24 protein-coding genes are annotated in these 23,455 nt (G+C 75.6%); 8 read left to right on the forward strand and 16 right to left on the reverse strand.

All coding sequences use genetic code 11. The features are described 5' to 3' along the window. Positions 1–14 precede the first annotated feature (14 nt). The 4 genes from ACFV1L_RS19945 to ACFV1L_RS19960 all read right to left on the reverse strand — a co-directional run bounded on the left by ACFV1L_RS19945 (position 15) and on the right by ACFV1L_RS19960 (position 4,498). Entirely contained in the window at positions 15–512 is a 498-nt protein-coding gene (locus ACFV1L_RS19945) for a DUF1877 family protein (RefSeq protein WP_380367537.1), read from the reverse strand. A gap of 51 nt (positions 513–563) precedes the next feature. Next, the gene (locus tag ACFV1L_RS19950; RefSeq protein WP_380367538.1) at positions 564–1,310 is read right to left on the reverse strand and encodes a DUF1775 domain-containing protein; all 747 of its coding nucleotides are present in this window, start codon (positions 1,308–1,310) and stop codon (positions 564–566) included. A 10-nt stretch (positions 1,311–1,320) separates the two neighbouring features. Further along, on the reverse strand, positions 1,321–2,748 hold the full coding sequence (locus ACFV1L_RS19955) for a HEAT repeat domain-containing protein (protein WP_380367540.1): 1,428 nt from the start codon (positions 2,746–2,748) through the stop codon (positions 1,321–1,323). A 265-nt stretch (positions 2,749–3,013) separates the two neighbouring features. Further along, entirely contained in the window at positions 3,014–4,498 is a 1,485-nt protein-coding gene (locus ACFV1L_RS19960) for a hypothetical protein (protein WP_380367542.1), read from the reverse strand. Positions 4,499–4,915: 417 nt separating this feature from the next. Between ACFV1L_RS19960 and ACFV1L_RS19965 the strand changes: the two genes are divergently transcribed. Further along, positions 4,916–6,076: an aminoglycoside phosphotransferase family protein gene (locus tag ACFV1L_RS19965; protein ID WP_380367543.1), complete on the forward strand. Its 1,161-nt coding sequence runs from the start codon at positions 4,916–4,918 to the stop codon at positions 6,074–6,076. Between the two features lie 7 nt (positions 6,077–6,083). Here the strand turns inward: ACFV1L_RS19965 and ACFV1L_RS19970 are convergent, their stop codons facing one another. From ACFV1L_RS19970 to ACFV1L_RS19985, 4 genes are all read right to left on the reverse strand, one after another. Then, entirely contained in the window at positions 6,084–7,211 is a 1,128-nt protein-coding gene (locus ACFV1L_RS19970) for an acyl-CoA dehydrogenase family protein (RefSeq protein WP_380367545.1), read from the reverse strand. A 55-nt stretch (positions 7,212–7,266) separates the two neighbouring features. Further along, a complete protein-coding gene (locus ACFV1L_RS19975; protein WP_341869173.1) occupies positions 7,267–7,347 on the reverse strand; it encodes a putative leader peptide in 81 nt (26 codons plus the stop codon). Positions 7,348–7,354: 7 nt separating this feature from the next. Further along, complete coding sequence (locus tag ACFV1L_RS19980; protein ID WP_035860576.1) at positions 7,355–7,849, reverse strand: hypothetical protein; 495 nt, start codon at positions 7,847–7,849, stop codon at positions 7,355–7,357. A gap of 832 nt (positions 7,850–8,681) precedes the next feature. Further along, the gene (locus ACFV1L_RS19985; protein ID WP_380367546.1) at positions 8,682–8,921 is read right to left on the reverse strand and encodes a DUF397 domain-containing protein; all 240 of its coding nucleotides are present in this window, start codon (positions 8,919–8,921) and stop codon (positions 8,682–8,684) included. A 216-nt stretch (positions 8,922–9,137) separates the two neighbouring features. On the opposite strand from ACFV1L_RS19985, the gene ACFV1L_RS19990 reads away from it, so the two are divergent. The 3 genes from ACFV1L_RS19990 to ACFV1L_RS20000 all read left to right on the forward strand — a co-directional run bounded on the left by ACFV1L_RS19990 (position 9,138) and on the right by ACFV1L_RS20000 (position 11,576). After that, positions 9,138–9,680, forward strand: a complete 543-nt coding sequence (locus ACFV1L_RS19990; RefSeq protein ID WP_380367548.1) for a PTS-dependent dihydroxyacetone kinase phosphotransferase subunit DhaM — start codon at positions 9,138–9,140, stop codon at positions 9,678–9,680. Between the two features lie 159 nt (positions 9,681–9,839). Continuing rightward, a complete protein-coding gene (locus tag ACFV1L_RS19995) occupies positions 9,840–10,769 on the forward strand; it encodes an NAD-dependent epimerase/dehydratase family protein (protein ID WP_380367550.1) in 930 nt (309 codons plus the stop codon). A 159-nt stretch (positions 10,770–10,928) separates the two neighbouring features. Then, on the forward strand, positions 10,929–11,576 hold the full coding sequence (locus ACFV1L_RS20000) for a hypothetical protein (RefSeq protein WP_380367551.1): 648 nt from the start codon (positions 10,929–10,931) through the stop codon (positions 11,574–11,576). 77 nt (positions 11,577–11,653) lie between these two features. Here ACFV1L_RS20000 and ACFV1L_RS20005 read toward each other — a convergent pair whose 3' ends face one another. The 6 genes from ACFV1L_RS20005 to ACFV1L_RS20030 form a co-directional block, all read right to left on the reverse strand. After that, positions 11,654–12,133, reverse strand: a complete 480-nt coding sequence (locus ACFV1L_RS20005) for an NUDIX domain-containing protein (RefSeq protein WP_380367553.1) — start codon at positions 12,131–12,133, stop codon at positions 11,654–11,656. Positions 12,134–12,180: 47 nt separating this feature from the next. Beyond that, positions 12,181–12,777 (reverse strand): NeuD/PglB/VioB family sugar acetyltransferase, encoded by a 597-nt coding sequence (locus ACFV1L_RS20010; protein ID WP_380367555.1) that lies wholly within the window; start codon positions 12,775–12,777, stop codon positions 12,181–12,183. Positions 12,778–12,901: 124 nt separating this feature from the next. Further along, entirely contained in the window at positions 12,902–13,576 is a 675-nt protein-coding gene (locus ACFV1L_RS20015; protein ID WP_380367556.1) for a sugar transferase, read from the reverse strand. Positions 13,577–13,745: 169 nt separating this feature from the next. Beyond that, entirely contained in the window at positions 13,746–14,933 is a 1,188-nt protein-coding gene (locus ACFV1L_RS20020) for a glycosyltransferase (protein ID WP_380367557.1), read from the reverse strand. After that, complete coding sequence (locus ACFV1L_RS20025; protein ID WP_380367558.1) at positions 14,926–15,753, reverse strand: polysaccharide deacetylase family protein; 828 nt, start codon at positions 15,751–15,753, stop codon at positions 14,926–14,928. The genes ACFV1L_RS20020 and ACFV1L_RS20025 overlap by 8 nt, the downstream gene beginning before the upstream one ends. 256 nt (positions 15,754–16,009) lie before the next feature. After that, positions 16,010–16,270, reverse strand: coding sequence for a hypothetical protein (locus tag ACFV1L_RS20030; RefSeq protein ID WP_380367560.1), 261 nt, complete (start codon positions 16,268–16,270; stop codon positions 16,010–16,012). A gap of 399 nt (positions 16,271–16,669) precedes the next feature. Here ACFV1L_RS20030 and ACFV1L_RS20035 point away from each other — a divergent pair, with 399 nt between their 5' ends. Further along, the gene (locus ACFV1L_RS20035; RefSeq protein WP_380367562.1) at positions 16,670–17,665 is read left to right on the forward strand and encodes a polysaccharide deacetylase family protein; all 996 of its coding nucleotides are present in this window, start codon (positions 16,670–16,672) and stop codon (positions 17,663–17,665) included. Positions 17,666–18,191: 526 nt separating this feature from the next. Here ACFV1L_RS20035 and ACFV1L_RS20040 read toward each other — a convergent pair. Together ACFV1L_RS20040 and ACFV1L_RS20045 are read right to left on the reverse strand one after the other, a co-directional pair. Further along, the gene (locus ACFV1L_RS20040; protein WP_380367564.1) at positions 18,192–18,743 is read right to left on the reverse strand and encodes a hypothetical protein; all 552 of its coding nucleotides are present in this window, start codon (positions 18,741–18,743) and stop codon (positions 18,192–18,194) included. A gap of 106 nt (positions 18,744–18,849) precedes the next feature. Next, entirely contained in the window at positions 18,850–19,656 is an 807-nt protein-coding gene (locus ACFV1L_RS20045; protein ID WP_380367596.1) for an ArsR/SmtB family transcription factor, read from the reverse strand. Positions 19,657–20,326: 670 nt separating this feature from the next. Here ACFV1L_RS20045 and ACFV1L_RS20050 point away from each other — a divergent pair. The 3 genes from ACFV1L_RS20050 to ACFV1L_RS20060 all read left to right on the forward strand — a co-directional run bounded on the left by ACFV1L_RS20050 (position 20,327) and on the right by ACFV1L_RS20060 (position 23,442). Further along, the gene (locus ACFV1L_RS20050) at positions 20,327–21,085 is read left to right on the forward strand and encodes a glutamate racemase (RefSeq protein WP_380367566.1); all 759 of its coding nucleotides are present in this window, start codon (positions 20,327–20,329) and stop codon (positions 21,083–21,085) included. A gap of 423 nt (positions 21,086–21,508) precedes the next feature. Beyond that, positions 21,509–22,672 carry a glycosyltransferase gene (locus ACFV1L_RS20055; RefSeq protein WP_380367567.1) on the forward strand — a complete coding sequence of 388 codons (1,164 nt, stop codon included), beginning with the start codon at positions 21,509–21,511 and terminating at the stop codon, positions 22,670–22,672. A gap of 29 nt (positions 22,673–22,701) precedes the next feature. Then, positions 22,702–23,442: an SAM-dependent methyltransferase gene (locus ACFV1L_RS20060; protein ID WP_380367569.1), complete on the forward strand. Its 741-nt coding sequence runs from the start codon at positions 22,702–22,704 to the stop codon at positions 23,440–23,442. The last annotated feature ends 13 nt before the right edge of the window (positions 23,443–23,455 follow it).

Raw genomic sequence — 23,455 nt, forward strand, 5'->3', positions numbered from 1 at the left:
CTCCGGCGGGTCGGTCATGCGTACCGGACCAGCAGGCCGTGGCGGTAGCGGGCGGTGCGGTCGAGGAAGGCGTGCAGGGCGGCGTACTCGGCGCGGAGGTGCTCGAAGGCGTACGGGTCCGCCCACAGGGCGGTGGGGCCGAGGCCGGCGGCGGCCAGGCCGGCCGGGGTGCGGTCCGCCACCAGAACGTCGAACGGGAGGACCGCCAACCGGCCGGCGAGGGCGGCGACTTGCTCGGGAGTGAGCAGCCGGGTCGGACCGTAGCTCCCGTCCTCGTCACCGGCGAGGGGCCGGTCGCCGTGGACGAGGTCGGCGGGGAGGTCGTGGCGGGCGAGCAGGTGGGCCAGGACGGGCCAGGCCGTCCCGGGGCGGTGGCAGCGCCGCTCGGCGGGAGCGCGCAGTTCGTCCCGTTCCGCCTGCTCGTGCCAGAACTGCACGGCCCGGCCGGGCTGGTGGACGGCACGGTCGAGGTCGGCGGGCGCGAGCCGGAGGTAGCTGCCGAGGATGCTCATGCGCGGCATCCTGGCAGCCGCCGGCGACAGTCGGGCGGAGGTGGCCGGGGGTCAGCGGCCGGGACGCGAGGAGCGGCGGCGTACGGCGAGGGCGATCAGGGTGCCGAGCACCACGACGGCGCCGAGGCTGCCGAGGACGATCGCGGTGGTGCTCTCGCCGGAGTCGTCGGACTTTCCGCCGGTCGTGGCGGCCGTGGGCGACGGCGAGGAGGTGACCGTCGTGGTGACGGTGGCGGTGGCGGTCGCGGTCGCGGAGGGTGCGGCGGAGCTCTGGGCGGCCGTCGGCGCCGCGGCGGGCAGCGGGGTCGCTCCGGCCGCGGCGGGGCGCAGCGCGAGGACGGGGGCGGGGTGTTCGGGCTTGGTGTCGCCCTGGGGGATCTCGATCCACCGGTCGGTGTGTCCGTCCGAGTAGTCGACCAGGGTCTTGAACACCACCGAGGCGGCGGCGGGGAGTTGACGGATCTTGACGGAGTACTCGGCGGCCGCGCCGGGGGCGAGGGCCGGGCCGGCGACCGTCCAGCCGTCGGCGGTGGCGGTGTACGTCCAGCCGTCGGGGGTCGTCACCGGGGTGACGTCGGCGGGGGTGAGTCCGGCGGGCAGCGTGACCTTGAGGTCCTTGATGCCCGCGGTGGAGGACTCGCCCTCGGCGGAGAAGGTGACGGTGGCATCGACGGCGAGCGCCTGCGCGGTCGAGGAGTTGACCTCGACGTGGGCGGCGGCGGTGCCGGCCGTCCCGAGGGCCAGGCCCAGGGTGAGGAGGGCCGTCAGGACGTGGCGGGGCGCTCGCGGTCGCTGCATGGAGGGGACTCTACCGGTCGCGGGCGGTCAGGCGGCCGCGAACGGCGGCATGGACTTCGGCTTCCTCGGCGGGATCCGCGGCCAGTCGGCGCAGCCGTTCCAGGACCCGGGCGTCGCCGGTGGTGGTGACGTGGGTCGCGGCGAGTTCCCGGGTGGTCTCCTCGCAGTCCCAGAGGCATTCGACGGCCGGGCCCTCCCCGAAGTACGGGTCGGTGACGGCGAGCGCCTGGGCGGCGCGGCCGCGCAGTTCGGAGGAGGCGGCTTCGCCGTAGACGTGCCGCAGGGCGGGCACGGCGGCGTGGGCGCGGAGCCGGCCGATGCCGTCGACGAGGCTGCCGAGGGCGGTGCCGGTGACGCCGTTGAGCGAGATCCACTGGTGGAGGGCGGCGACCACGAGCGGGGCGTCGCAGGGTTCGCCGGCGTCCGCGAGGAGGCGGACGGCGGCCTGGCCGAGGGCGCTGTCGGCGCTGCCGGTGGCCGGGTCGGCCCAGCGGCGGGCGTGCGCGAGCGCCTCGGGACCTCGCATCCGGCCGAGCAGTTCCAGCGCGGTGTCGACGATCCGGTGGTCGAGGTCGGCGGCGGCGGCCTCGATGTGCTCGGCGGCGGCCGGGTCGCGCTGCTCGACGAGGTGCCGCAGGGCCGCGCAGCGGGCGCCGGGGGGGCCGCCGGCGGCGGCCTCGCGCAGCAGCGGCGCGTCCTCGGGGCGGACCACGGCGGTGAGGCAGCGGGCGGCCGCGGCGGCGCGCCGGGCGAGGGCGCCGGGTTCGGTGCCCTCGCCCTGGTCGGCCCAGGCGAGGACGTCGGCGGTGGACCAGCCCGGCGTGACGCCGGGGCGGTTGAGCTGCCGCTGCCACAGGTCGAACGGCGACTGCTCGCTCGCGGTGGCGACCCTCGGGTGGTGGACGGCCCACAGCCGCCACACCCGCGGCTCGTACGCGGCGCGGATCGCTTCGCGCAGCTCGGCGTCGCCCTCCGGTCCGGCCGGGAAGCGGCTCAGGACGGCGGGGGCGAGGGCGAGCAGCGCGTCGTCGGTGTCGCGCAGGGCGAGTTCGTCGAGGGCCCAGGCCCAGTTGGTCCCGGTGGTGGTGTAGGCGCGCAGCAGGTCGAGGGCGTCGCGGCGGCCGTAGCCGGCGAGGTGGCCGAGCACGGCCAGGGCGAGGCCGGTGCGGGCCTCGTCGGTGTCGGTGGCGTCCTCGGGAGAGGTGAGGTGGAGTTCGAGGCCGGTGAGGGGGGCCTCCAACTCCATGTAGAGCCGCGCGTAGTACAGGGAGCGGTTCTCGACCTGCCAGTCGGCGCGGGGGTCGTTGGTCACGCAGCTCTCGACGGCGGCGATCGCCTCGTCGCGGTCTGCGGCCAACGCATGCAGCTGCCCGTCTCCGCGGCCTCTCTGCAGGAGGCCGAGGAGGCTGGCGCTGGGCGCTATCACTGGCTCGAACATGAGGTCAGCATCCGTTGCGGCGGTCGTCGTGGCAACGGGATTTCCGTCGCCGGGGTCGGTTGGCACAGCTCAGGCGCCCGGGCGCCGGAATCACCGAAGGTTACCGCCTGGGGGGCCGATCCGCACACAGGGCAACGGATTTCCGCAGGTACGACCGTGTCGAGCCGGGTCCGTCCGTACCGGATCGACCGGTTCCGGACGTTGCGGGGGCGCCGCGGCGGGCGCCGGCCGGCCCCACCGCGGCGGGCGTCCGCCGGTGCGGGCCTCAGATCGGCCGGGGCGCGCGGGGGGCGGGCAGTGCCGCGCGGATCCGTTCGCGCAGTTCGGCGACGGCGGGCAGCCCCTGGTGGCGGGCGGAGAGCCGGTGCATCTCGCGCAGCCGGTCCCAGGTGCGCTTGGAGGACGTCTGGTGGATCGAGTCGAGGGCGCGCCCGGCCTCGGCCAGGGCGGCGTCGGGTTCGTCGGCGATCCAGTGGACGGAGGCGAGGGTGATCCGGTCGAGCAGCGCGGAGCGCTCCCGGCCGGTGCGCTGCCGCAGCCGGATCGCCTGCCGGGCGTGGTGGACGGCGGCCGGGACGGCGCGGGCGTCGTGTTCGGCGAGGGTGCGGTACACCAGCGCCTGCATGCCGTGCAGTTCGGCCTCGTTGAACAGCTGCATCCAGCTGGGGGCGGGCCGGTCGGTGTCCTGGACGAACAGGGCCTCGGCCTCGCCGAGGGCGCGGCGGGTGTCCTCGGAGCGGCCGAGGGAGGCGTGCGCCCAGGCCTCGACGGTGCCCAGCATGGCGCGCGTGCGGGGCAGCGCGCCGTCGGCGGGGCGGGTGCCGGCCCGGGCCAGCTGCATGAGTTCGAGGGCCTCGTCGGCGCGGCCGAGGTGGAGCATCTGGCGGGCGGCGCGGGAGACGGCCTCGGCGGCCCGGGGGCGGTCGTCGGCTTCCCGGGCGGCCTGCGCCGCGATCACGAAGTAGCGCTGGGCGGTGGGTTCGAGGCCGACGTCGTGGGACATCCAGCCGGCCAGCACGGCGAGGTTGGCGGCGACCGTCCAGAGGCGGCGTTCGAGGGCGGCGGGGTGGTGGTGGGTGAGGAGGCCGCCGACCTCGTTGAGCTGGCCGACCACGGCCTTGCGCTGGAGTCCGCCGCCGCGGGAGGCGTCCCAGGCGCGGAACACCTCGACCGAGCGTTCGAGGGCGGCGACTTCGTCCGGTCCGACCGGGCCGGGGTCGTAGGCCTCGATCAGCGGGCGGGGGCCGCCTCGGGTGAGGACCTGGCGGGGGCCGGGGCGGGCGGCGGCTCCGGCGACCGCGCCGCCGGTGAGCCAGTCGTGCAGGTTGTCGGCGATCATCGCGCCGGCCGCGAGGGCGGCGGAGGCGCCGACCAGTCCGCGTCTGTTCAGCATGAGGTCCATTCCCGTGAACTCGGTGAGGACCGCGGCCGTCCGATCCGGCGCCCCTGGCTCCGTCGGCGGTGGTGCCGTGCTGCCGGACCTGGTGGGCCGGTGTCGTTCGAGACCTAAGTCCTCGGTGGTGACGACACGGCCGAGCCGCTCGGTGAACACGGCGGCCAGCACCCTCGGCACCGGGTCGCGCGGGATTTCGCCCTGCTCGATCCAGCGCCGAACCCGGGAGGTGTCGGTGGACAGCTGCTGCTCGCCCAGTGCCGCTCCCCGCCGGTTGACCAGCCTCGCCAGCTCTCCCTTGGACCATCCGGTCAGGGCGAAGTGGTCGGCCAGTCTGGTGTTCGGCCCCCTGCTCAACTGAAGCCCCCAGGTTCCTCGGCTGGGAAAAACCCTAGTGGCTCTGTCACATGCCAGAAGCCCATTCGCCAGGGTTCGCCAGGGTCCGCCAGATGGTGTGCCAGTGCCGATCGGGTGTCAGGTAGATGTGCGCCACCCCGACTTCGCTTCGGGACGGCCACCGACCGGCCCGGATGTCCACCCGACGGCCCGTCAGGTGCCGGTCCCGGATGAGCGGTGCGGGGGGTGGCGCGACCGGGTGGCGCGGGGGCACCGGGCATGGCACGGCGGTCGGACCGGACGCATTTCCCCAGGATGCGGGCGGTTCGGCGGTCCGGCTCCGTGCCCGGCGCCCGCGACCCACCCGGCGGCCCGACCCCAGCATCGCCCGGGCCTCTGACGCTCTGCCGCCGGTCAAGGAAGGACCCTCACCCGCCCATGTACTCCACAGCCAGCACCGGTACCCGCCCGACAGCCCCGACCGGGGTGGACGGCGCGGCCGCGCGCCCTTCACGTCCCGGTCTGCGCCCCCCGACCGCCGGCGCGGGACGGCCCGCTCCGCGCGGGACGGAGGTGCGCGACCCGCGCGGGCGCACCACTCTGGTGACCCGTCCGCTGCCGGAGCAGCTCGGCCGGCTCGGTCGTCCGATGCCGGGCCGGGGCGGGGAGGCGTTCGTGGACCGGGTGGATCCGGCCGCGCTGCAGACTCCGGCGGTGCGTGCGGTGCTGGCCAACGTCGCGCGGATATGTCCCGCGTTCCTGCCGCGCCAGGTGCTCCGGGAGGGCAGCCGGCACATCCTGGTCGCGGGCACCATCGGCCGGGCGCCGGTGGTGGCCAAGTGCCTGGCGCCGGGGGCGCTGCGCAGTGCGCAGGCGGAGCTGCTGGTGGAGCGGTTCCACCACGAGGTGGCGGTGTACCGGGCGTTCGTGCGGCACCGTCCGCCGGTGCGGCTGCCGCGGCTGGTGGCGGCGGACCACGACCGCTGCGTGCTGGTGCTGGAGCGGGTGCCGGGCCGTCCGGCGGCCCGTGAGCGGCACCCGGTGAACGCGCCGACGCCGGGCGAGGTGCGGGCGGTGCTCGGCGCGGTGCGCACGCTGAACCTGTGGCGGCCTCCGACGGACGTGTTCGGCAAGCCGATGGACTACCAGACGGAGATCACCCGGTTCCACTCGCTGGGCCTGCTGACCGACCGGGACGCGGGCGACCTGCGCGGCCTGCTGCACGGGCTGTCCTCGGTGCCGTGGCAGCTGTGCCACGGCGACGCGCTGCTGGGCAACATGCTGCTGGCGCCGTCCGGTCCGGTCCTGGTGGACTGGGAGCAGGCCGGCTGGTACCTGCCGGGCTACGACCTGGCGGTGCTGTGGAGCGTGCTGTCCGGCGACACGGCGGCCCGCCGCCAGATCAGCCAACTCGCGCAGTCCGGCGGCACCCTGGCCCGGGACGCGTTCCTGGTGAACCTGACCCTGGTGCTGATGCGCGAACTGCGGCTGCACGACCTCCCGGGTGCGGGCGAGGAGCAGCGGATCATGATCCGCCGGCTGTACGACGACGCGGCGCTGGCCCGCCGCGCGGTCCGTGCGGCGGTCGGGACCCGCTGACGGCCGGTCAGCCGCCCAGCAGTGCTTCGCCGAGGGCGTCCAGGACGGCGTCCTCGGCGGGCAGTTGGGTGCGCAGGCTGAGGGTGTCGCGCAGGTGGCGCTCCAGCGGGTGGCGGCGGTCGAGGCCGGCGCTGCCGGTGAGGGTGAGGGCCTGCTGGACGGTGTCGGCGGCGGTGCGGGCCGCCAGCAGCTGGACGGTGGGCGCGCGGTCGGCGGCGGCCGGGTCGGCGTCGGTGCGGGCGGCGAGGCCGTGCACCAGTTCCTCGGCGCCGGTGAGCCGGGCGTCGAGTTCGCCGATCGGCCGGCGGTGCGCGGTGCTGCCGCGCAGGCGGCCGGCGGACCAGTCGAGGGCGGCCCGGGCGGTGCCCAGCAGGACGGCGGTGAGGGCGAGTTGGCGCCAGGCCGCGGTGAGCGGGCGGCCGCCGGCCGGGGCGGCGCCGCGGGGCAGCAGGGCGGCGTCGGTGCCGACCCGGGCGCCGTCCAGCAGGACGTCGTGGCCGGCGGCGGCGCGCAGGCCGAGTTGGTCGGCGGCGGGGTCGATCTCGAGCCCGGGGCTGTCGGCGCGGACCAGGAACGTGCCGGTGCGGGGCTGCTGTTCCTCGGTGCGGGCCTCGACGGCGAGCCAGGCGAGCGCCTCGGCGCCGGGACAGTGCGCGGCGCGGCCGGTGAGCCGCCAGGCGTCGCCGTGCCAGTGGGCGGTGACGGCGGGCGGGCGGCCGGGTTCGCCGCGCAGGGTGCCGACCAGGGCGGGCCCGCGGCGGGACTCGGTGAGCAGCCGCCGGTAGAGCGCGGCGGGCCAGGGCGCGGTCCTGGCCTGTTCGGCGTGGTGCAGCAGGGTGTGGGCGGCGAGCAGGGCGACGGAGGCGTCGCCGCGGCCGAGTCGGGCCAGGACCCGGACGGTGTCGGCGAGTCCGGCGCCGGGCCCGCCGTAGCGCTGACCGACCGTCAGGGTGAGCAGTCCGGCTTCGTGGACGGCTTCGACGCCCTGGTAGGGGAAGGTGCCGTCGCGGTCGTGTTCGGCGGCGCGGGCGGCGAGCAGGTCGACCACCCGGGGCAGCCGGTCGAGGGGGGTCACCGCCGCCGGTGCGTCGGTCGCGGGTTCGGCGGCGGGGGTGTGCGCGGGGATGCGGGGCATGGCGGCGGGCCTCCGGGCGGGCGTGGTCGGTCGGGCGGTCCTGTCTCTGGGAGGTTCAGGACGCCGGACAGGCCGCGCCGGCGGTGCGCCGGAGGTCCACGTGCAGGCGGCGGGTGAGCAGCAGCGGCCGGGGCATCGGGTGCCTAGTCCTGCTGGAACATCTCCGCCGGAAGCGGCTTGAGGAGCTGGTAGAGGTCGTCCGAAATCGGTCGGTCCCAGGAGGCGATGGTGACCTGGACGTCGTCGCTGCGCCCGAACTGGGAGCAGTACAGGCGGCCTTCGCTGACCTTGACCTTCCGGACGATCAGCAGGTCGTCGCCGAGCATGACCGGGAAGTCCTCGGCGGAGACGAACTCCACCGGCTCGTCGTTCTCCAGGGCGGCGAGCAGTTGGCGGACCTCGAACGGCACGCCGTCCTCGCTGTCGCGGGCGGGTGAGCCCTGCGGGACGTTGCCGATCAGCATGGCCGGGCCGCGGCCGCCGAGCAGGTCGTAGCGCAGGAAAATGCCTTGGCAGGAGCCGTCCGTACCGGCCATGATCATGGCCCCGAACAGGCCGGGCCAATCGCCCGGGTCCATCGCCAGGACGTCGAAGTCCGGGCCGGCGGGCTGTCCGGAGCGACGGCGGAGAAATGACATGGGCCCATCGTACGTGCCCGGTGGGCCGGGGCCGGTGAGCGGGTCCGCGATCAGGCCGGGATCTACGCTCAGGGACCAATGTTGACTCTGAGCAACCGTCCGGGCTACGTTCGGTTCAGCACGACGGCCGCCCCGGGCGAGATCCACAGGGGGCGGTTTGTCGCAGCGTGCCTTGCGCGCATTCCCTCACTGCGCACGCGGTCGTGTGAACTCACAAGCACCATTTGCTGATTCAATGGGTCTTCACCGTTGCGGGAGCCTGCGGTCGACGCGGCAGCGCCTGAGCGGTCGGGGTCCCGGTCGAAGCGGCAGACACAAAGCCATATGGAATACCGAGCCAGGTCCGCGAGGCCCTCAGCCGTCGCGTTCGCGGACCTTGCCCGGATCACCGCCGCGTGGGGGCGTGCGGAATCCGGGTCTCGGCCCTCTCGGGAGGTAGCTCTTCCCGGTCGGGCCTGCTCCCGTTGCGACGGCTGCCGCACTCCGTGCGGTCCAGGGTGGGAGGGCCCGTCATCGGCGCCGGTGACGGGCAGCACAAGCGGGCGCCGTGCCGGACCGCGTGGGGGCGGTCGGCACGGCGTCTGCCTGCTCTTACTCTCTGGCAGGCTTGTCGAGCAGTCAACAAGTTTCGGCCCATCAGAACTCTTTTGTAACCTCGGCGTATGCCCGCCCGTCACCTTCCCGAGCGGTTTCGACGGGCGCGGATCAGGGCAGTCCGGGCGTACCGGTCGCGGCGGGAACGGCCGAATTCCGGCCCCGTGCGGCCGATTTCGGCGCGGGTGCGGCCGATTCGGCCCGGCTGGTACCGATTTCGGCCCCCGCGGTGCGGGTTTCAGCCCGCCGGCTGCCGGTTCGGGTCGAATTCGCCGTCGCGGGCGCCGAGCACGAAGGCCCGCCATTCGGCGGGGGTGAAGATCAGCGCCGGGCCGTCCGGCTCCGCGCCGTTGCGCATCGCGATGTACCCGTCGACGAAGGCGATCTGCACGCCGTTCGGGTCGTCGCCCGCGGACTGCCACTCGGCGCCGCTGACATCCAGTTCGATCTTGCGCCGGTCCGCCGCCTGTGCCGCCATCGTGCCGCTCCGTCCGCTGCCGGGGTGTTTTCCGAGTGGCCAGCGTAGCGACGGCGGGCGGCCGGGTCGGCGGTTCGCGCCGGGTCTGCCCCGCGGGTGGTGGAGATGGTCCGATCCGGCCGTGTCCGGCCGACACCTGTGCTAAAGGCAGGCCGCCGGGGTCCGTTCGGGGTAGGGATGGGTGACGAGCAGTCAGCCACGCACCGGGAGCAGCCGATGGACCAGCGGGACGGCAGCCGCGCCGACGTCATCCCGATCACCACCGCGCCGTCGGCCCCGCCGGTGGGCGCCGCCACGGGCACGGTGACCGCGCCGACGCCGACGGTGCCGCGGCCCTCGCGGCCGACCGGGCACGGGCGGGTGGGCGTGGTGCTGGTCTCGCACTCCCACGAGGTGGCGGACGCGGTGCGGGCGCTGGCCCTGGCGGTGGCGGAGTCGGACGATCCGGCTCCGGTCGCCTCGACCGGCGGCTCGATCGCCGACGGCCTGGGCACCAGTGCGGTGCTGGTGGCGACGGCCGCCCGCCGGGTCGACCAGGGCCACGGCGTGGTGGTGCTGTGCGACCTGAACGGCGCGGTGGAGACGGTGCTCGCGCTGCTGACCGACGCCGACGAGCACGGCCTGCCGTTCCCGGTCCGGTTCGCGGACGCGCCGTTCGTGGAGGGGGCGGCGGCGGCGGTGGCGACCGCGACGGCGGGCGGCGACCTGGCGGCGGTGCTGGACGCGGCGGAGGAGACCGCGCGTCGGCCGAAGCGCTGAGGGCCGGGTCGGCCGGTCGTCGTAGGCGTCCTGGCCGATGGGCGGGTTCCGGCCGCGCCGGGCGGGTTTCCGGTCCGGTGGGCAGGTGGCCGCGGCTAGAGTCTGGCCATCGGCCCGGTGGGGGGATCCCCGGGCCCGGCGAAGGGGTGGTGTGCGTCGATGCGAGTGGTGATCACCGGTGGGGCCGGGTTCATCGGGGCCAATCTGGCCCGGGAGTTGACGGCCCGTCCGGAGGTGGCGGAGGTCCGGGTGGTGGACGACCTGTCCACCGGCAGCAAGGCCAACCTCGCGGGGGTGGACGTCACGCTGTTCGAGGGCACGATCCTCGATCCGGCGCTGCTGGACGCGGCGTTCGCCGGCGCGGACGCGGTGGTCCACCTGGCGGCGCTGCCGTCGGTGCCGCGGTCGGTGGCGGCGCCGCTGGCCAGCCACCACGCGAACGCCACCGGCACCCTGGAGGTCCTGGAGGCGGCCCGCCGGGCCGGCGGGGCGTACGTGGCGGCGGCGTCCTCGTCGTCGGTGTATGGCGCCAACCGGGAGCTGCCGAAGCGGGAGTCGATGCGCACCGCGCCGATGAGCCCGTACGCGGTCTCCAAGCTCGCCACCGAGGCCTACCTCGGCGCGTACCACCACTGCTACGGCCTGGGCGTGCTCCCGCTGCGCTTCTTCAACGTCTTCGGCCCGCTCCAGCCCGCCGGGCACGCGTACGCCGCCGTGGTGCCGGCCTTCCTCGACGCGGCGCTGCACGGCCGGCCCGTGACGGTGCACGGGGACGGGCTGCAGAGCCGCGACTTCACCTATGTCGGGACGGTCGCCCAGGTGCTCGCCGAGGCCGTCCTGCGACGGGTCGTCAGCGCCGAGCCGGTGAACCTGGCGTTCGGCACCCGCACCACGCTGCTGGAGCTGATCGCGCTGATGGGCGAGGCGCTGGGCGGGCCGGTCGCCGCCGAGCACGTCGACCCGCGGCCGGGGGACGTCCGGGACTCCCAGGCCGACGACTCCCGGCTGCGCGAGCTGTTCCCGGAGGTCCGGCCGGTCCCGCTGGCGGAGGGCCTGCGGCGCACGGCGGACTGGTTCCGGACGCTCTGAGCCCGCCGGGGCGGCCAGGGCTTCCGGGACGCCCCCTCTCTCCGGCGCCCGGTGTGGATCGAGCGGCCGGGCGGGCGCTCCGTGCCGGAACCGGCGACCGGTTCCCGGGCGTCCGACTTCCCGGGCTGCCGGTGTCCGGCGCCGGGAAGGGTGTCGGGTATGGGGATCGTGGTGTGGGCCGTCGTCGGGGTGCTGTTCGCGCTGCTGCCGGTCGCCCACTGGCTGCTGCGGGCCCGGTCGACGCCGCTCCGGGCATCCGTCGCCGCCGCGCTGCTGCTCTGGCTGGCGCTGGTGGTCGCGGTGGCGTTCGATCGGCTGCACCCGCGGAGCGAGTTCGAGCTCTACCTGCTCTACACGCCCGTCGCCGAACTCGCCGTCCTGGCCGGCTTGTGGCTGGACCGGCGGATCGCCGGCCCGCGCACCGAGCGGCCGACCGGCTGGCTCCGGGCTGCGGGCGTCGCCTTCCACGGCCAGTTGGTGCTCGTCCTCACCGCGACCCCGTTGCTGGCGCTCGTGGCCTTCCACGAGGCCCAACTCCCGTCCGCCCGGGCCGTGCCGGCCCCGCCGCCCGGCTACACGGTCCTCGACACCGGCATGGACTGCGGCAACGGCCACGGCGCCACCTGCTGGCGCACGCTCTACCTGGCGGGCCCGCCCGACGTGCCGACCGCGGCCGCCGCCGCCCGGCTCCGGCCCCGGCAGCGGTGCGAGGCGAACGGCTGGCTGCTGGACCGCCGCGACCTCTGCACCGAGGTGAGCACCGACGGCGCCACGATCGTCTACCGCGTCGTGCTCGGCGGCAGCTAGCGGGACGCGAACGGGCCCCCAACGGCCACGCCGACCGTCGCGGGCGTCTCCTCGCGGGCGCGCCCCGGGGCGGCGGGCTACGGCCGGGGCGGCTCGAAGTGCGTCGCGGTGTCTCCGGCCAGCGCCAGCTTGATCCGCTCCTGGACGGACGCGTCCACCTCCGGCAGCGCGTCGGGGTGGAACCAGCCGACCTCCAGCGACTCGTCGTCGTTGACCCGTGCCTCTCCCGCCAACGGGCGGCAGCGGAAGGTCAGTTCGAGGTACTGGGCGCGGTCGCCGTTCGGGTGGTCGATCACCGGCGAGACGGTCACCGAGGCCAGCGCCTCCGGGCGGACCGTCACCCCCGTCTCCTCCAGGCACTCCCGCACGGCCGCGTCCGCCGGCTGCTCGCCCGGGTCGATGATCCCCCCGATCAGCGCCCACCGTCCGTTGTCCGCCCGTCGGCCGAGCAGCACACGCCCGTCCTCGTCCACCACCACCAGGGTGACCGCGGACAGCCACAGCGCCCGATGGCCCACCAGCTCGCGCAGTTCGGCCAGAAACACAGGAATTCCCATGCCGTCGACCCTACGCGGCCGGCCGCTCCCCCGGGCGCAGGCGGGCGTCAGCCCAGGGGGCGGGCCGGGGCGCCGATGACGGTGGTGTGTGCGGGGACGTCGCGGGTGACGACGGCGGCGGCGCCGACGAAGGCGGCGGGTCCGACGGTTCGGCCCTGCAGGACGACGGCGTTGGAGCCGACGGTGGCGTCGTCGTGCAGCAGGACCGCGCCGGAGACGTTGGCGCCGGGGTAGACGGTGACGCGGGCGCCGAGGCGGGCGTCGTGGCCGACGGTGGCGTTGTAGTGGACCTGGCTGTGCGGGCCGAGGGTGACGCTGCTGGAGACGTGCGCGCCGCCCATCACCAGGCAGCCGGCGGCGAGTTCGGTCTCGGGCGCGACGATCGCCCGCGGGTGGACGAGTGTCGTGGCCCGGCCGCCCGCCGCGTCCAGCAGTCGGGCCAGGCGGGCCCGCACGGCGGGGTCCGCGATCCCGATCAGGTAGGGCGCGCCGGAGGGGAGTTCGGCCGGTGTGCGGACCGGCAGGCCGCGGACCCGCTCCCCGGCGAGCCGCTCGTCCAGGAACCCGGCGACCGGCACGCCCGCCGCGATCGCCACGTCCAGCGCCTCCCGGCCGACTCCCCCGGCGCCCGCGATCCACAGCATCCGTCCCACTCCCGTTCGCCGACCGACACACCGTCAGGCGGGCTCCGCGGCCCGCCCGTTCCGGACCCTACGGCAGACCGGGCGGCCGCGGGACGCCCCGCCGCCGCCCGGGCGAATCGTTCCGTCAGCCGCGCAGTTCCTCCCGGGCCAGCCGGGGCGCGGTCGCGGTGGCCTGCCGGGGCAGCACGATCCGCGCGGCGGACTGGGCCGGGGCGGGCGCCTCGGCGGGGACCGGGAAGCCGGGGTTGACGCCGCCGGCGGCGGTGATGCCGGTGGGGCGCAGCAGCATCCGGGCGGTGCCGGCGAGGATCCGCAGGTCGAGCAGCAGGCTGCGGTGTTCGATGTACCAGAGGTCGAGTTCGATCCGTTCGGGCCAGGTGATGGAGTTGCGGCCGCGGATCTGGGCCCAGCCGGTGAGGCCGGGGCGGACGGCGAGGCGGCCGCGCTGGCGGGGCGAGTAGTGGACGACCTGTTCGGGCAGCGTGGGGCGGGGTCCGATGACGGCCATCTCGCCGCGGACGACGTTCCACAGCTGCGGGAGTTCGTCGAGGCTGGTGCGGCGCAGCAGGGCGCCGAGGCGGGTGATGCGCGGGGCGTCGGGTTCGTCCTCGTCGTGCTTGTCGCGCATGGTGCGGAACTTGAGGATGCTGAACTCCTGGCCGTGGCGGCCGGAGCGGGTCTGCCGGAAGATCACCGGTCCGCCCATGGTGGCGCGGATCAGCAGGGCGATCACCAGACCGAGCGGGACGGCGATGATCCCGGCCAGTGCGGTGACCGCGAGGTCCCCCCCTCGCTTCATTTCTCCCCCAACTGGGTCTTCGGTGCGTCGTGGTGTGGTGTGGTGCCGTGCGGTCGCGCCGGGCCCGTGCGGGGGCGGCCGGCGGCGCGCCGGACGGCCGTGCCGGGGTGGCGCGGTGACGGTGCTGCGGTGCTGCGGTGCTCGTGACGGTGGTGCGGGTGGCGCCGGGTCAGTCGGTGGTCCAGGGCAGTCCGCGTCGGCGGGCGACGGCGGCGTAGGTCTCCAGGGAGATCCGGGCGACGGTGCGCTGGTCGAACTGGTCGAGGGCGCGGCGGCGGGCCGCCGCGCCCAGGCGTATCCGCAGGGACGGTTCGGTGAGGAGCCGGTCGAGCGCGGCGGTCAGGGCGGCGGCGTCGGCGGCGGGGGCGAGCAGCAGGTCCCGGTCGTGGACGCCGATCTCGCGGCAGCCGCGGATGTCGCTGAGCACCATGGGCAGGCCGCTGGCGGCGGCCTCCATGGCGGAGCGGGAGAAGCCTTCCCGGTAGGAGGGGAGCACGAAGACGTCGAGCGCGGCGTAGACGGCGGGCATGTCGTCGCGGCTGCCGAGGAATTCGAGTCCGGCTTCGGCGGCGCGCAGCGCGTCGGGCTTGTCGGGGTCGTCGGGTCCGATCCAGACGAACCGGGCCTTGCCGGCGAGGGCGCGGGCGGCTTCGGCGTACTCGCGGATGCCCTTCTCGGCGACCCGCCGGCCGACTCCGCCGACCAGGAGTTCGTCGTCCCGTACGCCGAGGCGGTTGCGGAGCCGGGTGCGCAGCTCGTCCCGGGCGGGGCCGGGTGCGGGGAAGCGGTCGAGGTCGACGCCGTTGCCGACCACGCGGGCGCGGTGCGCGGGGACGCCCCAGCGGGCGAGGGTGCGGTGGTCCTCGGCGTTCTGGTACAGCTCGGCGTGCGAGAACCGGGCGGCGAAGGCTTCGGCGCCGAGCACCAACAGGCGTTTGGCGAGCGGGTCGTGGGCCTGCGCCCACAGTCCGTGGCAGGTGTTGACGACGACCGGGACGCGGGCGAGCCGGCCGAGGATCCGGCCGAGGACGCCGGTCTTCGGGTTGTGGGTGTGCAGCACGTCGGGCCGGATCTCGCGCAGTGCAGCGAGCAGTTCGCGGGCGGCGGCGAGGTCGGCGGCGGGCTGCCAGGCGCGGGTGAGCGAGGGCAGCGGGCGGTGCTGGACGCCGAGTTGCTCGATCCGCCGCCGGTACGGGCCGGGGGCGCTGAGGCCGTACGTCGCCAGGCCGTGTGCGACGTCGACGGCGAGTTCGGTGGCCAGCAGCAGGTGCAGCGACATGTCGACGGTGGTGAGGTGGGCGACCCGAAGGGGGCGTCCGTCCTCGCCGCGCAGCCGCAGGGGCAGCCGGTCAGGCACGGGCGCCCACCGCCTTCGCGGTGGCGACGATCCGGGCGTAGGCGCGTTCGGGGATCAGCCGGCCGTACAGCTTGGCCCGGAAGAAGTCGATCGGGTCGGTGCGGCGGACCGGGACCCGGTGGAACCGGACCGGGTCGAAGCCGGGCAGGTTCCGGCCGACCCGGCCGGTGGCGCTGGTGCGGAAGCGGGCCCTGAGCGCGGCGTCCATGTGCGGGACGGGCGTGCCCCAGGTGTAGGCGAAGTGGCGCGGGCGGGTGCCGAGGTGTTCCTCGACGTCGTCGCCGCAGGCGTCGAGTTCGGTGGTGGTGAGCAGCGCGGGGCGGGCGTGGCTGCGGGTGTGGTTGGCGACGGTGCACAGCCCGGAGGCGGTCATCTCGCGCAACTGGTCCCAGTCGAGTCCGGTGGCGGGGGCGCCCTTGGCGGTGGAGCCCTCCCAGCGCATCGGACCGCCGACCATGCCGCTGGCCAGGTAGACGGTGAACGGCAGGCCGCGCTCGCGGAGGATCGGCCAGGCGGTGTCGTAGGTGTCGGCGAAGCCGTCGTCGAAGGTGAGGACGGTGCTGGGGGTGCGCAGGCCGGCTTCGAGCCGGTCGGTGGCGGTGTCCAGCGAGACCACGCGGCCGGGCGGGAGCTCGGCGAGCAGGTCGGCCTGGGCGGTGAAGTCCGCGGTGGCGAGGTCGAGTTCGTCGGCGGTGCCGCCGCCGATCCGGTGGTAGATGAGAGCGGTGGCGCCCTCGCCGGGAACGCGGCCGACGGCGCGGGCCAGCTGCTGTTTGACCTTCGTCCTGATACCTGTGGCGGCACCGGCAGTGGTCGCCATGACTCCCCCTCGCGGCGCCCCCGCACCGCCCCTGATGACTCCCCCGGCCCGCGGCTGCCGCGGGCGATGCATTTCACAGTAGGGGGAAGTGTGCTTCCAGTGCCGTGGAAACGTGAAAGAAGTGCGGAGGTAGGCCGAAAATCAGCCGATCTGACCGGAGCTGTCCGTCAGACGACCGCATTCCGGTCGTCCGGTGATCTCCCGAGGGCATCGGGCCGACCGGACCGCGGGCAGGGAGGACGCCGGCGGGAGGACGTCAGGGGGTGGCGCGGCCGCCCGGGCGCAGCAGGGCCAGGCCGATCCGGACCAGCAGCAGCACGCCGGCGGCGAGGCAGCCGACCACCGCCATCACCCACGCCGGGCCGTCGCCCTCCGGGACGAGCACGGCCACCACGATGCCGAGCGCCACGCAGCCCAGGCCGACCAGGGACAGCAGCAGCTGGTGGCGGCGCAGCGCGCAGCCGCCGAACACGGTGGACCGGCGCGTAGCGGCGCGGTCACGGGGGGTGTCTGCCATGCCTTCCACGGTAACCCGGCCCCGGACACCGGACCACGGCCCTTGGACCCTGGCGCGGAGCCCCGGCGGCCGTCCCACCGCCCTCCGCCGGGGCGGGCGGGACCGGGCGCGGACCGCCGGCCGGAGGCTTCCGGAGTGCGTTCGTCCGGCCGTTCGGACGGTTCCGGACGGCCGTTCGGAGCTGCCCGCGAAATCTCGCCGTCCGCCGTACAACCATCCCGGGGCCTCGGTGGTCTCCACTACATTGAGCGATCCAGGAGCCGTCCGACGAGCGGGATTGGGAGTACCCGCCGCGGGCTAGATCACTCGGGAGCGGAGCCGCCGCGCCCGGGGTCGGAGGCCGGGCTCCGCCTGCCGACGGTACCGCCACGCCGCATGCCGGCGACCGAGGGGGGAACCGTGTCGTACGCCACCACCGCTGCCGCCGTCTGCGCCCCGCCCCAGCCTGCCGCCGTGCCCGCGGTCGCCGCCGCGCCGTCCCAGCCACGGGACCGCAGCAGCTGGCTGCGGTTCAGTCCGGCCCAGCCGCTGTTCCGGGCCCGCGCCGCGCAGCGGCTGGCCGTGCTCGCCTACCACGGCATCACCGACCCGCGGTCGTTCGGCGCGCAGCTCGACCGGCTCCGCCGGCTGGCCACCCCCGTGTCGGTGCAGGACGTGGAACGGTCGCTGGCCGCGGGCCGGCCGCTGCCGCCGCGCTCGGTACTGGTGACCTTCGACGACCCCGACCGGACGGTGCTGCGGCACGCCCTGCCGGAGCTGGTGGCGCGCCGGATCCCGGCGGCGGCGTTCGTGATCGCCGAGCTGGTCGGCACCGAGAAGCCGTTCTGGTGGCACGAGGCCGCGTTCCTGGCCCGGCACGGCGGCCGGGCCAGGCTGCTGCCGCGCGGCGGCGACCCGGCCCGGGTGCTGGCGCTGCTCAAGGCGCTGCCCGACCCGGACCGCCGGCGCAGCCTGGCCGAGCTGCGGGTCTCCGCGTCCCGTCGGCCGCCGGCCCAGGAGCAGCTGCGCCCGGAGGACCTGCGGGCGCTGCGCGAGGCGGACGTCACGGTCGGCAACCACACGCTGGGGCACCCGTCGCTGCGCCGCTGCGACGAGGCGACGGTGCGCGCGGAGATCGCGGGCGCGCACCTGGCGCTGACCCGCTGGCTGGGCGAGGCGCCGTCCGCGTTCGCCTACCCGGACGGCGGCTTCGACGAGCGGGCGGACGCGGTGCTGCGCCAGCTCGGCTACCGGCTGGGATTCCTGTCCGACCACCGGCTCGGCCCCCGGCTGCCGGCCCACCCGCTGCGGATCAGCCGCCTCCAGGTGGACTCCACCACCTCCACCCGCCGGTTCGACACCATCCTGTCCGGCCTGGAGCCGGCGGTTCAGCGTCTGCTGGGCGCGCAGGCGTAACGGTTCGCCTGTCCGACGCCGGGCCCCGGACGGGGCGGCCGCCGGATCGCGGGCCGCACGACGTCCGGGGTGACCGGCCGGGCTCCGGCCGGTCGGGCGGTGCCGGAGGGACGGTGCCGGTGGGACGGTGCCGGTGGGACGGTGCCGGTGGGGCGATGCCGGTGGGGCGGTGCCGGGTGGGACGGACGGTGTCTGTCCCACCCAGCGCACGGACGCACGTCCGACCCACCGCGTGGACGCAGTCGGCCGGTGCCAGGTGGGACAGCAGGCCGCCCTCGGCAGGAACGCGGGCATCCCGGCCGGGCCGAGGCCGGGATCGAACGCCTGGACGGCGGCGAACACGGCGGTCAGCGCGAGCGCCCGACCGGCGACACCGCAAGCATCGACACCCGCCCCGGCCCGCCCCGAACGACGCGGCCCGACCGCCACCGCACCGTCGGTCGGGCGGAGCAGGCCCGCGCGGACGGGCCGCGACGACGGCGACGGCCAAGACGCGGCCCTGCCGTGGCCGGCACCCGGCCGGGGCTCAGGGCACGGGGACCTGCGGGACCGTGCCGACTGCCGCGTCGGCGGCGGGCCCGGTCGGGACGGTCGGGACGGTCGGGACGGCCGTCGCGCGGAGCTGGGCCGCGTGCGCGGGCAGCTCGCCGGCGGCCAGGCCGTCCAGCAGTTGGCGGATCGTCATGGCGCCCTCGAAGACCGGCTCGCCGTGCGAGAGCAGCAGGGTCGGCAGCGGAGCCTCCAGCTCCTGGGCGCCGAGCGACGCCGCGAACGCGCACAGCGCCTCGCCCTGGGCGGCGACCCGGCGACGCAACTCCGGGCCGCCGCTGGCCCGGTCGATCACCCGGCGGAGCGCCCAGGCGTCCTGGGAGATCCGGTTGTCGAACGTGGCGGCCGACCCGGCGGCGACAGCGGCCACTGCCGCCAACGCGCCGGCAGTGACCAGCCCGAGGTGGGCCAGCACCTGTTCGGCGTCCCACTCCCCGGCGGGGAGGGCGGCGGGCTCGGCGCCGGACACCTCCTCGGCGGCGGCGACCACCTCCCGGTAGGCGCGGTGGAGCGGAGCGGTGTCGTACATCCGTGGTGCCCTTCTGCGACGGCGGCGACCTCGATGGCGCCGCTTCGGGTGGCCGGCTCGGCTCGTGCTCGTGCTCGGGCTTGCTGGGGCGTGCGGGAGCGGTTGCTCAACTCTCGGTGGGGGCCATCTCCCACGGCGCCTGCGGCAGCGTCTCGCCCGTCTCCAACAGCGACTTCAGGTTGGCGAGGACGGCCGGCCAGCCGTGCGAGATCGCCCGCAGCGCGGTGCGGTCGCGCAGCTTCTCGTGGGTGACGGTCAGTCGGACGATGTCCTCGTACGGCTCGATCAGGAAGGTGACGGTGGCCGCCTCCTCCTGGGCGGACAGGTCGGGCCGGTCCTCGAAGGTGATCACCAGCCGGGTCGGCGGCTCGGCGGCCAGCACCCGGCCGGTGACGTCGACCTTGCCGGAACCGTCGGTGCGGCGGTGCTCCCAGGTCGATCCGGCCTGCCAGTCGGAGACATTGGCGTGGCCCCAGTAGCGGGCCGTCAACTCGGCGTCGGTAAGCGCTTTCCACACTTGTTCCGGAGTGGCCCGGATGTAGGTGGCGTACACGTAGGTCGGGACGGTCGGGGCAGTACCGGTCTCGGATGCGCTGCTCATGGCGTTCTCCTGTTCTGCCTGTCGTTTGATCCCGCCGAGGACGGCCAGCCGGGGACGGTCGAAGTCGGCGATCCACCGCTGCTCGATCTCCTGGATCGGCCCGGGGTTGAGGTAGTGGAGCCGCTCCCGGCCCCGGCGGACCACGGTGACCAGCCGTGCGGCCACCAGCAGGTCCAGGTGCTGGGTCACGGACTGCCGCGCCATCGCCACCTCCTCGCACAACTCCCGCAGCGTCTGCCCGTCACGGACCCGCAGCCGGTCGAGCAGCGCCCGGCGGGTCGGGTCGGCGAGGGCCTTGAACACCGCGTCCATCGGGGCGGCGGGGATCGGTTCCGGACTCACCCCTCCATCATGCAGGTGTTTACCTGCCTATCGCAAGAGGATCAGCCGGCCACCCCAGCCACCCCCGCGCCGGTCCGTCCTCAGCCCCCGTGCGCGGGGTGTCCACCAGCACCGTCCGCGCCACTCTGGCCGGTCGCCCGTAGGTCGCCCCCGCCATGCCCCGCTGCCGGGCCGCGTACGGCTCGGCCGAGGTGGCACCGGGCGAGCGGCCACCTCTCCCTCGGCCGCGACGGGACGGACGTGCGGGAACGCGGCGCGCAGTTCGCCGGCCGCTCGCGCCGCAGGCGGAACCACAGCTCGCACCGGCGCTCCCGGGAGCCGCCGTCGACACGGCGGAAGTCGGCCGTCCCGGGGCCGGGATCGCCCCCGGGTTGGGCCCCTGTCTGCGGCAGGCACTAGCGTCGGCGATCGCCGTCTTCCCGGCCTCGGACAGGAGGCCGGGCCCGGAGCGAGCACCGTCCTTGCCGGCGGTGCCGCCACCACCGGCCGCCGCCAGGCGCCCCCTCCGCCCCTGGCCGACCAGCGCGCCGGGCGACCTCCGAGCAGGTGTTTTGCACGCGTTCGACCGGTGCGCCGGGGCGGACGGGCCGCATCCGACCGGACCGGGGTCCGGGCCGGTCAGGAGGTAGAGTCGTTGCTCGTGAAGATCGCCCTCGTGGACTCCGGACTCGGACTGCTCGCCGCCACCGCCGCGCTGCGCCGCCTGCGCCCGGACGCGGACCTGGTCATCTCCTGCGACCCCGACGGCATGCCCTGGGGCCCCCGCACTCCCGAGGACATCACCGAGCACGCCCTCGCCTGCGCCCGGGCCGCCGCCGCGCACTCCCTGGACGCGATGGTCGTCGCCTGCAACACCGCCTCCGTGCACGCACTGGAGCGGCTGCGCGCCGAGTTCGAACCCGAGATCCCGGTGATCGGCACCGTCCCGGCGATCAAGCCCGCCGCCGCGGCGGGCGGCGTGGTCGCCATCTGGGCGACCCCCGCCACCACCGGCAGCGCCTACCAGCGCGGCCTGATCGCCGAGTTCGGCGGTGCCGCCGAGGTCCACGAGGTGGCCTGCCCCGGCCTGGCCGAGGCCGTCGAGCACGCCGACGAGGACGCGATCGCCGCCGCCATCGCCTACGCCGCCGAACGGACGCCGGCCTCCACCACCGACCTGGTCCTCGGCTGCACCCACTACGAGCTGGTCGACGACCGCATCGCCGCCGCGCTGGCCGCCCCCGCCGCCCGCTTCCACGGCTCCGCCGACGCCGTCGCCGCGCAGGCCCTCCGCCGCATCGCCGACCCCGCCCCCGGCGCCGGCACCCTGACCGTCCTCCACTCCGGCCGCCCGGCCGCCCTCCAGCCGGCCGCCCTCAACTACCCGCAGGGCGAGCTCCTCCTCGGCGCCACGGTCTGACGCCCCCGGACGCTTCGCGGGCCGGCTGGGAAAACGCTTTCCGGCCGCTTCCGAGTCGCCGCCGCTCTGTCGCGAACAGCAGCGGGTAAGCGCTTTCCAACGGCCACGGCAGGAGCGGGTAAGCGCTTTCCCGACTCCCCGCTCCTTCGCGCGCCGTCGTGAACGGCAGCGAGTAAGCGCTTTCCGGCCGCCGGTGCGAGAACGGGCAAGCGCTTACCCACCCCTCCTCCTCGTGCCGCCCCAAGCAGCAGGTAAGCGCTTTCCTCCCGCGCCGACGCAAGCGGTAAGCGCTTTCCCTCCCCGGCCCCCGCCCCCCTCTCACCGCACGCGCCGCACCACCCGGGCGACTACCCGGGCGACGACCCGGGCGACGCCGTGTCGCGCCTCGTCGTCGCCGTTGCCCGGCTGGGGCAGACTGCGGGGGTGACCGTCCTGTGGTGGGTGTCGGTGGTGGCGCTGCTGGTGTGGGTGTGGCTGGCGGTGTGTCACGGCGGGTTCTGGCGGACCGATCAGCGGTTGCCGCGCGGGGGTGCGGAGCCGTCGCGGTGGCCGGAGGTGGTGGCGGTGGTGCCGGCGCGGGATGAGGCGGGTGTGCTGCCGTTGTCGCTGCCGAGTCTGCTGGCGCAGGAGTATCCGGGCCGGGCGCGGGTGGTGCTGGTGGACGATCACAGTACGGACGGGACGGCCGAGTTGGCGCGGGAGCTGGCCGCCGCCGCGCCCGGGCTGCCGCTGGAGGTGACCACTCCGCCGCCGCTCCCGGAGGGGTGGACGGGGAAGTTGTGGGCGCTGCGGCACGGCGTGGAGCGAGCGGGCGGCGCGGAGTGGCTGCTGCTGACGGACGCCGACATCGCGCACCGGCCGGGCTCGTTGCGGGCGCTGGTCGCGGCGGGCGAGTCGCACGGGCTGGACCTGGTGTCGCAGATGGCGCGTCTGCGGGTGGCGTCCGGGTGGGAGCGGCTGGTCGTCCCGGCGTTCGTGTACTTCTTCGCGCAGCTGTACCCGTTCCGCCGTTCGAACCGTCCGGGTGCCCGGACCGCCGCTGCGGCCGGGGGCTGTTCGCTGGTGCGGCGGGAGGCATTGGAGCGGGCGGGCGGGGTGGCGGCGATCCGGGGTGCGGTGATCGACGACGTGTCGCTCGCCGGGGCGGTGAAGCGGTCCGGGGGGCGGACCTGGCTGGGTCTCGCCGATCGGGTCGACTCGGTCCGGCCCTACCCGGGGCTGTCGCCGCTGTGGCGGATGGTGTCGCGCAGCGCTTATGCCCAACTCCGTTATTCGCCGCTTCTGTTGGTCGGCACGGTGGTCGGCCTGGCGCTGGTCTACCTGGTGCCGCCGGTCGCCGCGGTCGCCGGCGTGCTGGCGGGCGCCTGGTGGACGGCGGGGGCCGGGCTGGCGGCGTGGGCGGTGATGGCGGGGACGTACGCGCCGATGCTGCGCTACTACGGCCGGCCGGTGGCGGAGGCCCCGTTGCTGCCGTTCACGGCGCTGCTGTACCTGCTGATGACGGTCGACTCGGCCGTCCAGCACTGGCGCGGCCGCGGTTCGGCGTGGAAGGGCCGGACGTATCCGCACCCGCAGCGGGCCGAGTGAGCGAACGGTCGCAGAGGCATACTCGGGTGATGGAACGTCAGGAGATCGGGCGGATCGCCCATCGCGACCATCCGGTGGCGGCCCCACTGTCGGACGAGTCGGTGCACCGCCTGCTGGAGCGGCAGTTGCGGCGTTGTCCGGCGGGGCGGCTGCTGGACCTGGGGTGTGGTGAAGCGGCTTGGCTGGTGCGGGCGTTGGCGTCCTTCCCGGAGTTGCGCGCGGTCGGTGTGGACACCGCTGCGGCGGCGCTGGAGGCGGGCCGGGAGACCGCCGAGCGGGCGGGCGTGGCGCGGCGGATCGGCCTGCACCACCTGGACGTACGGGAGTTCACGGCCGTCGAGCGGTTCGACGCGGTGCTGTCGATCGGTGCGGCGTACGCGTTCGGCGGGCTGGCGCAGACCCTCGATGCGGTCCGTCCGCTGCTGGCACCGGGCGGCACCCTGCTGCTCGGCGAGGCGTACTGGGAGGGCCGTCCCACCGAGCGTGCGCGGGAGTTCTTCGGCGAGTGGCTGACCGATCTGCCGGGCACCGTCGCGGCGGTCCGTGCCGCCGGCTGGTGGCCGGTCGCCGGGCACACCTCGACGCGTGCGGAGCTCGACGCCTACGAGTGGGCCTGGACGGGCTCGCTCGCCGACTGGGCGCTGGACCAGCCGCCCGGACCGGACCGTGACCGGGCGCTGGAGGTCGCCGACCGGCACCGCGGCGAGTGGCTGAACGAGTACCGCGAGGGCTTCGGATTCGTCACCGTCCTTCTGCGACAGGCGGATTGAGCTCCGGGCGGGT

Source organism: Kitasatospora sp. NPDC059646 (assembly GCF_042734615.1).
GTDB lineage: Bacteria > Actinomycetota > Actinomycetes > Streptomycetales > Streptomycetaceae > Kitasatospora.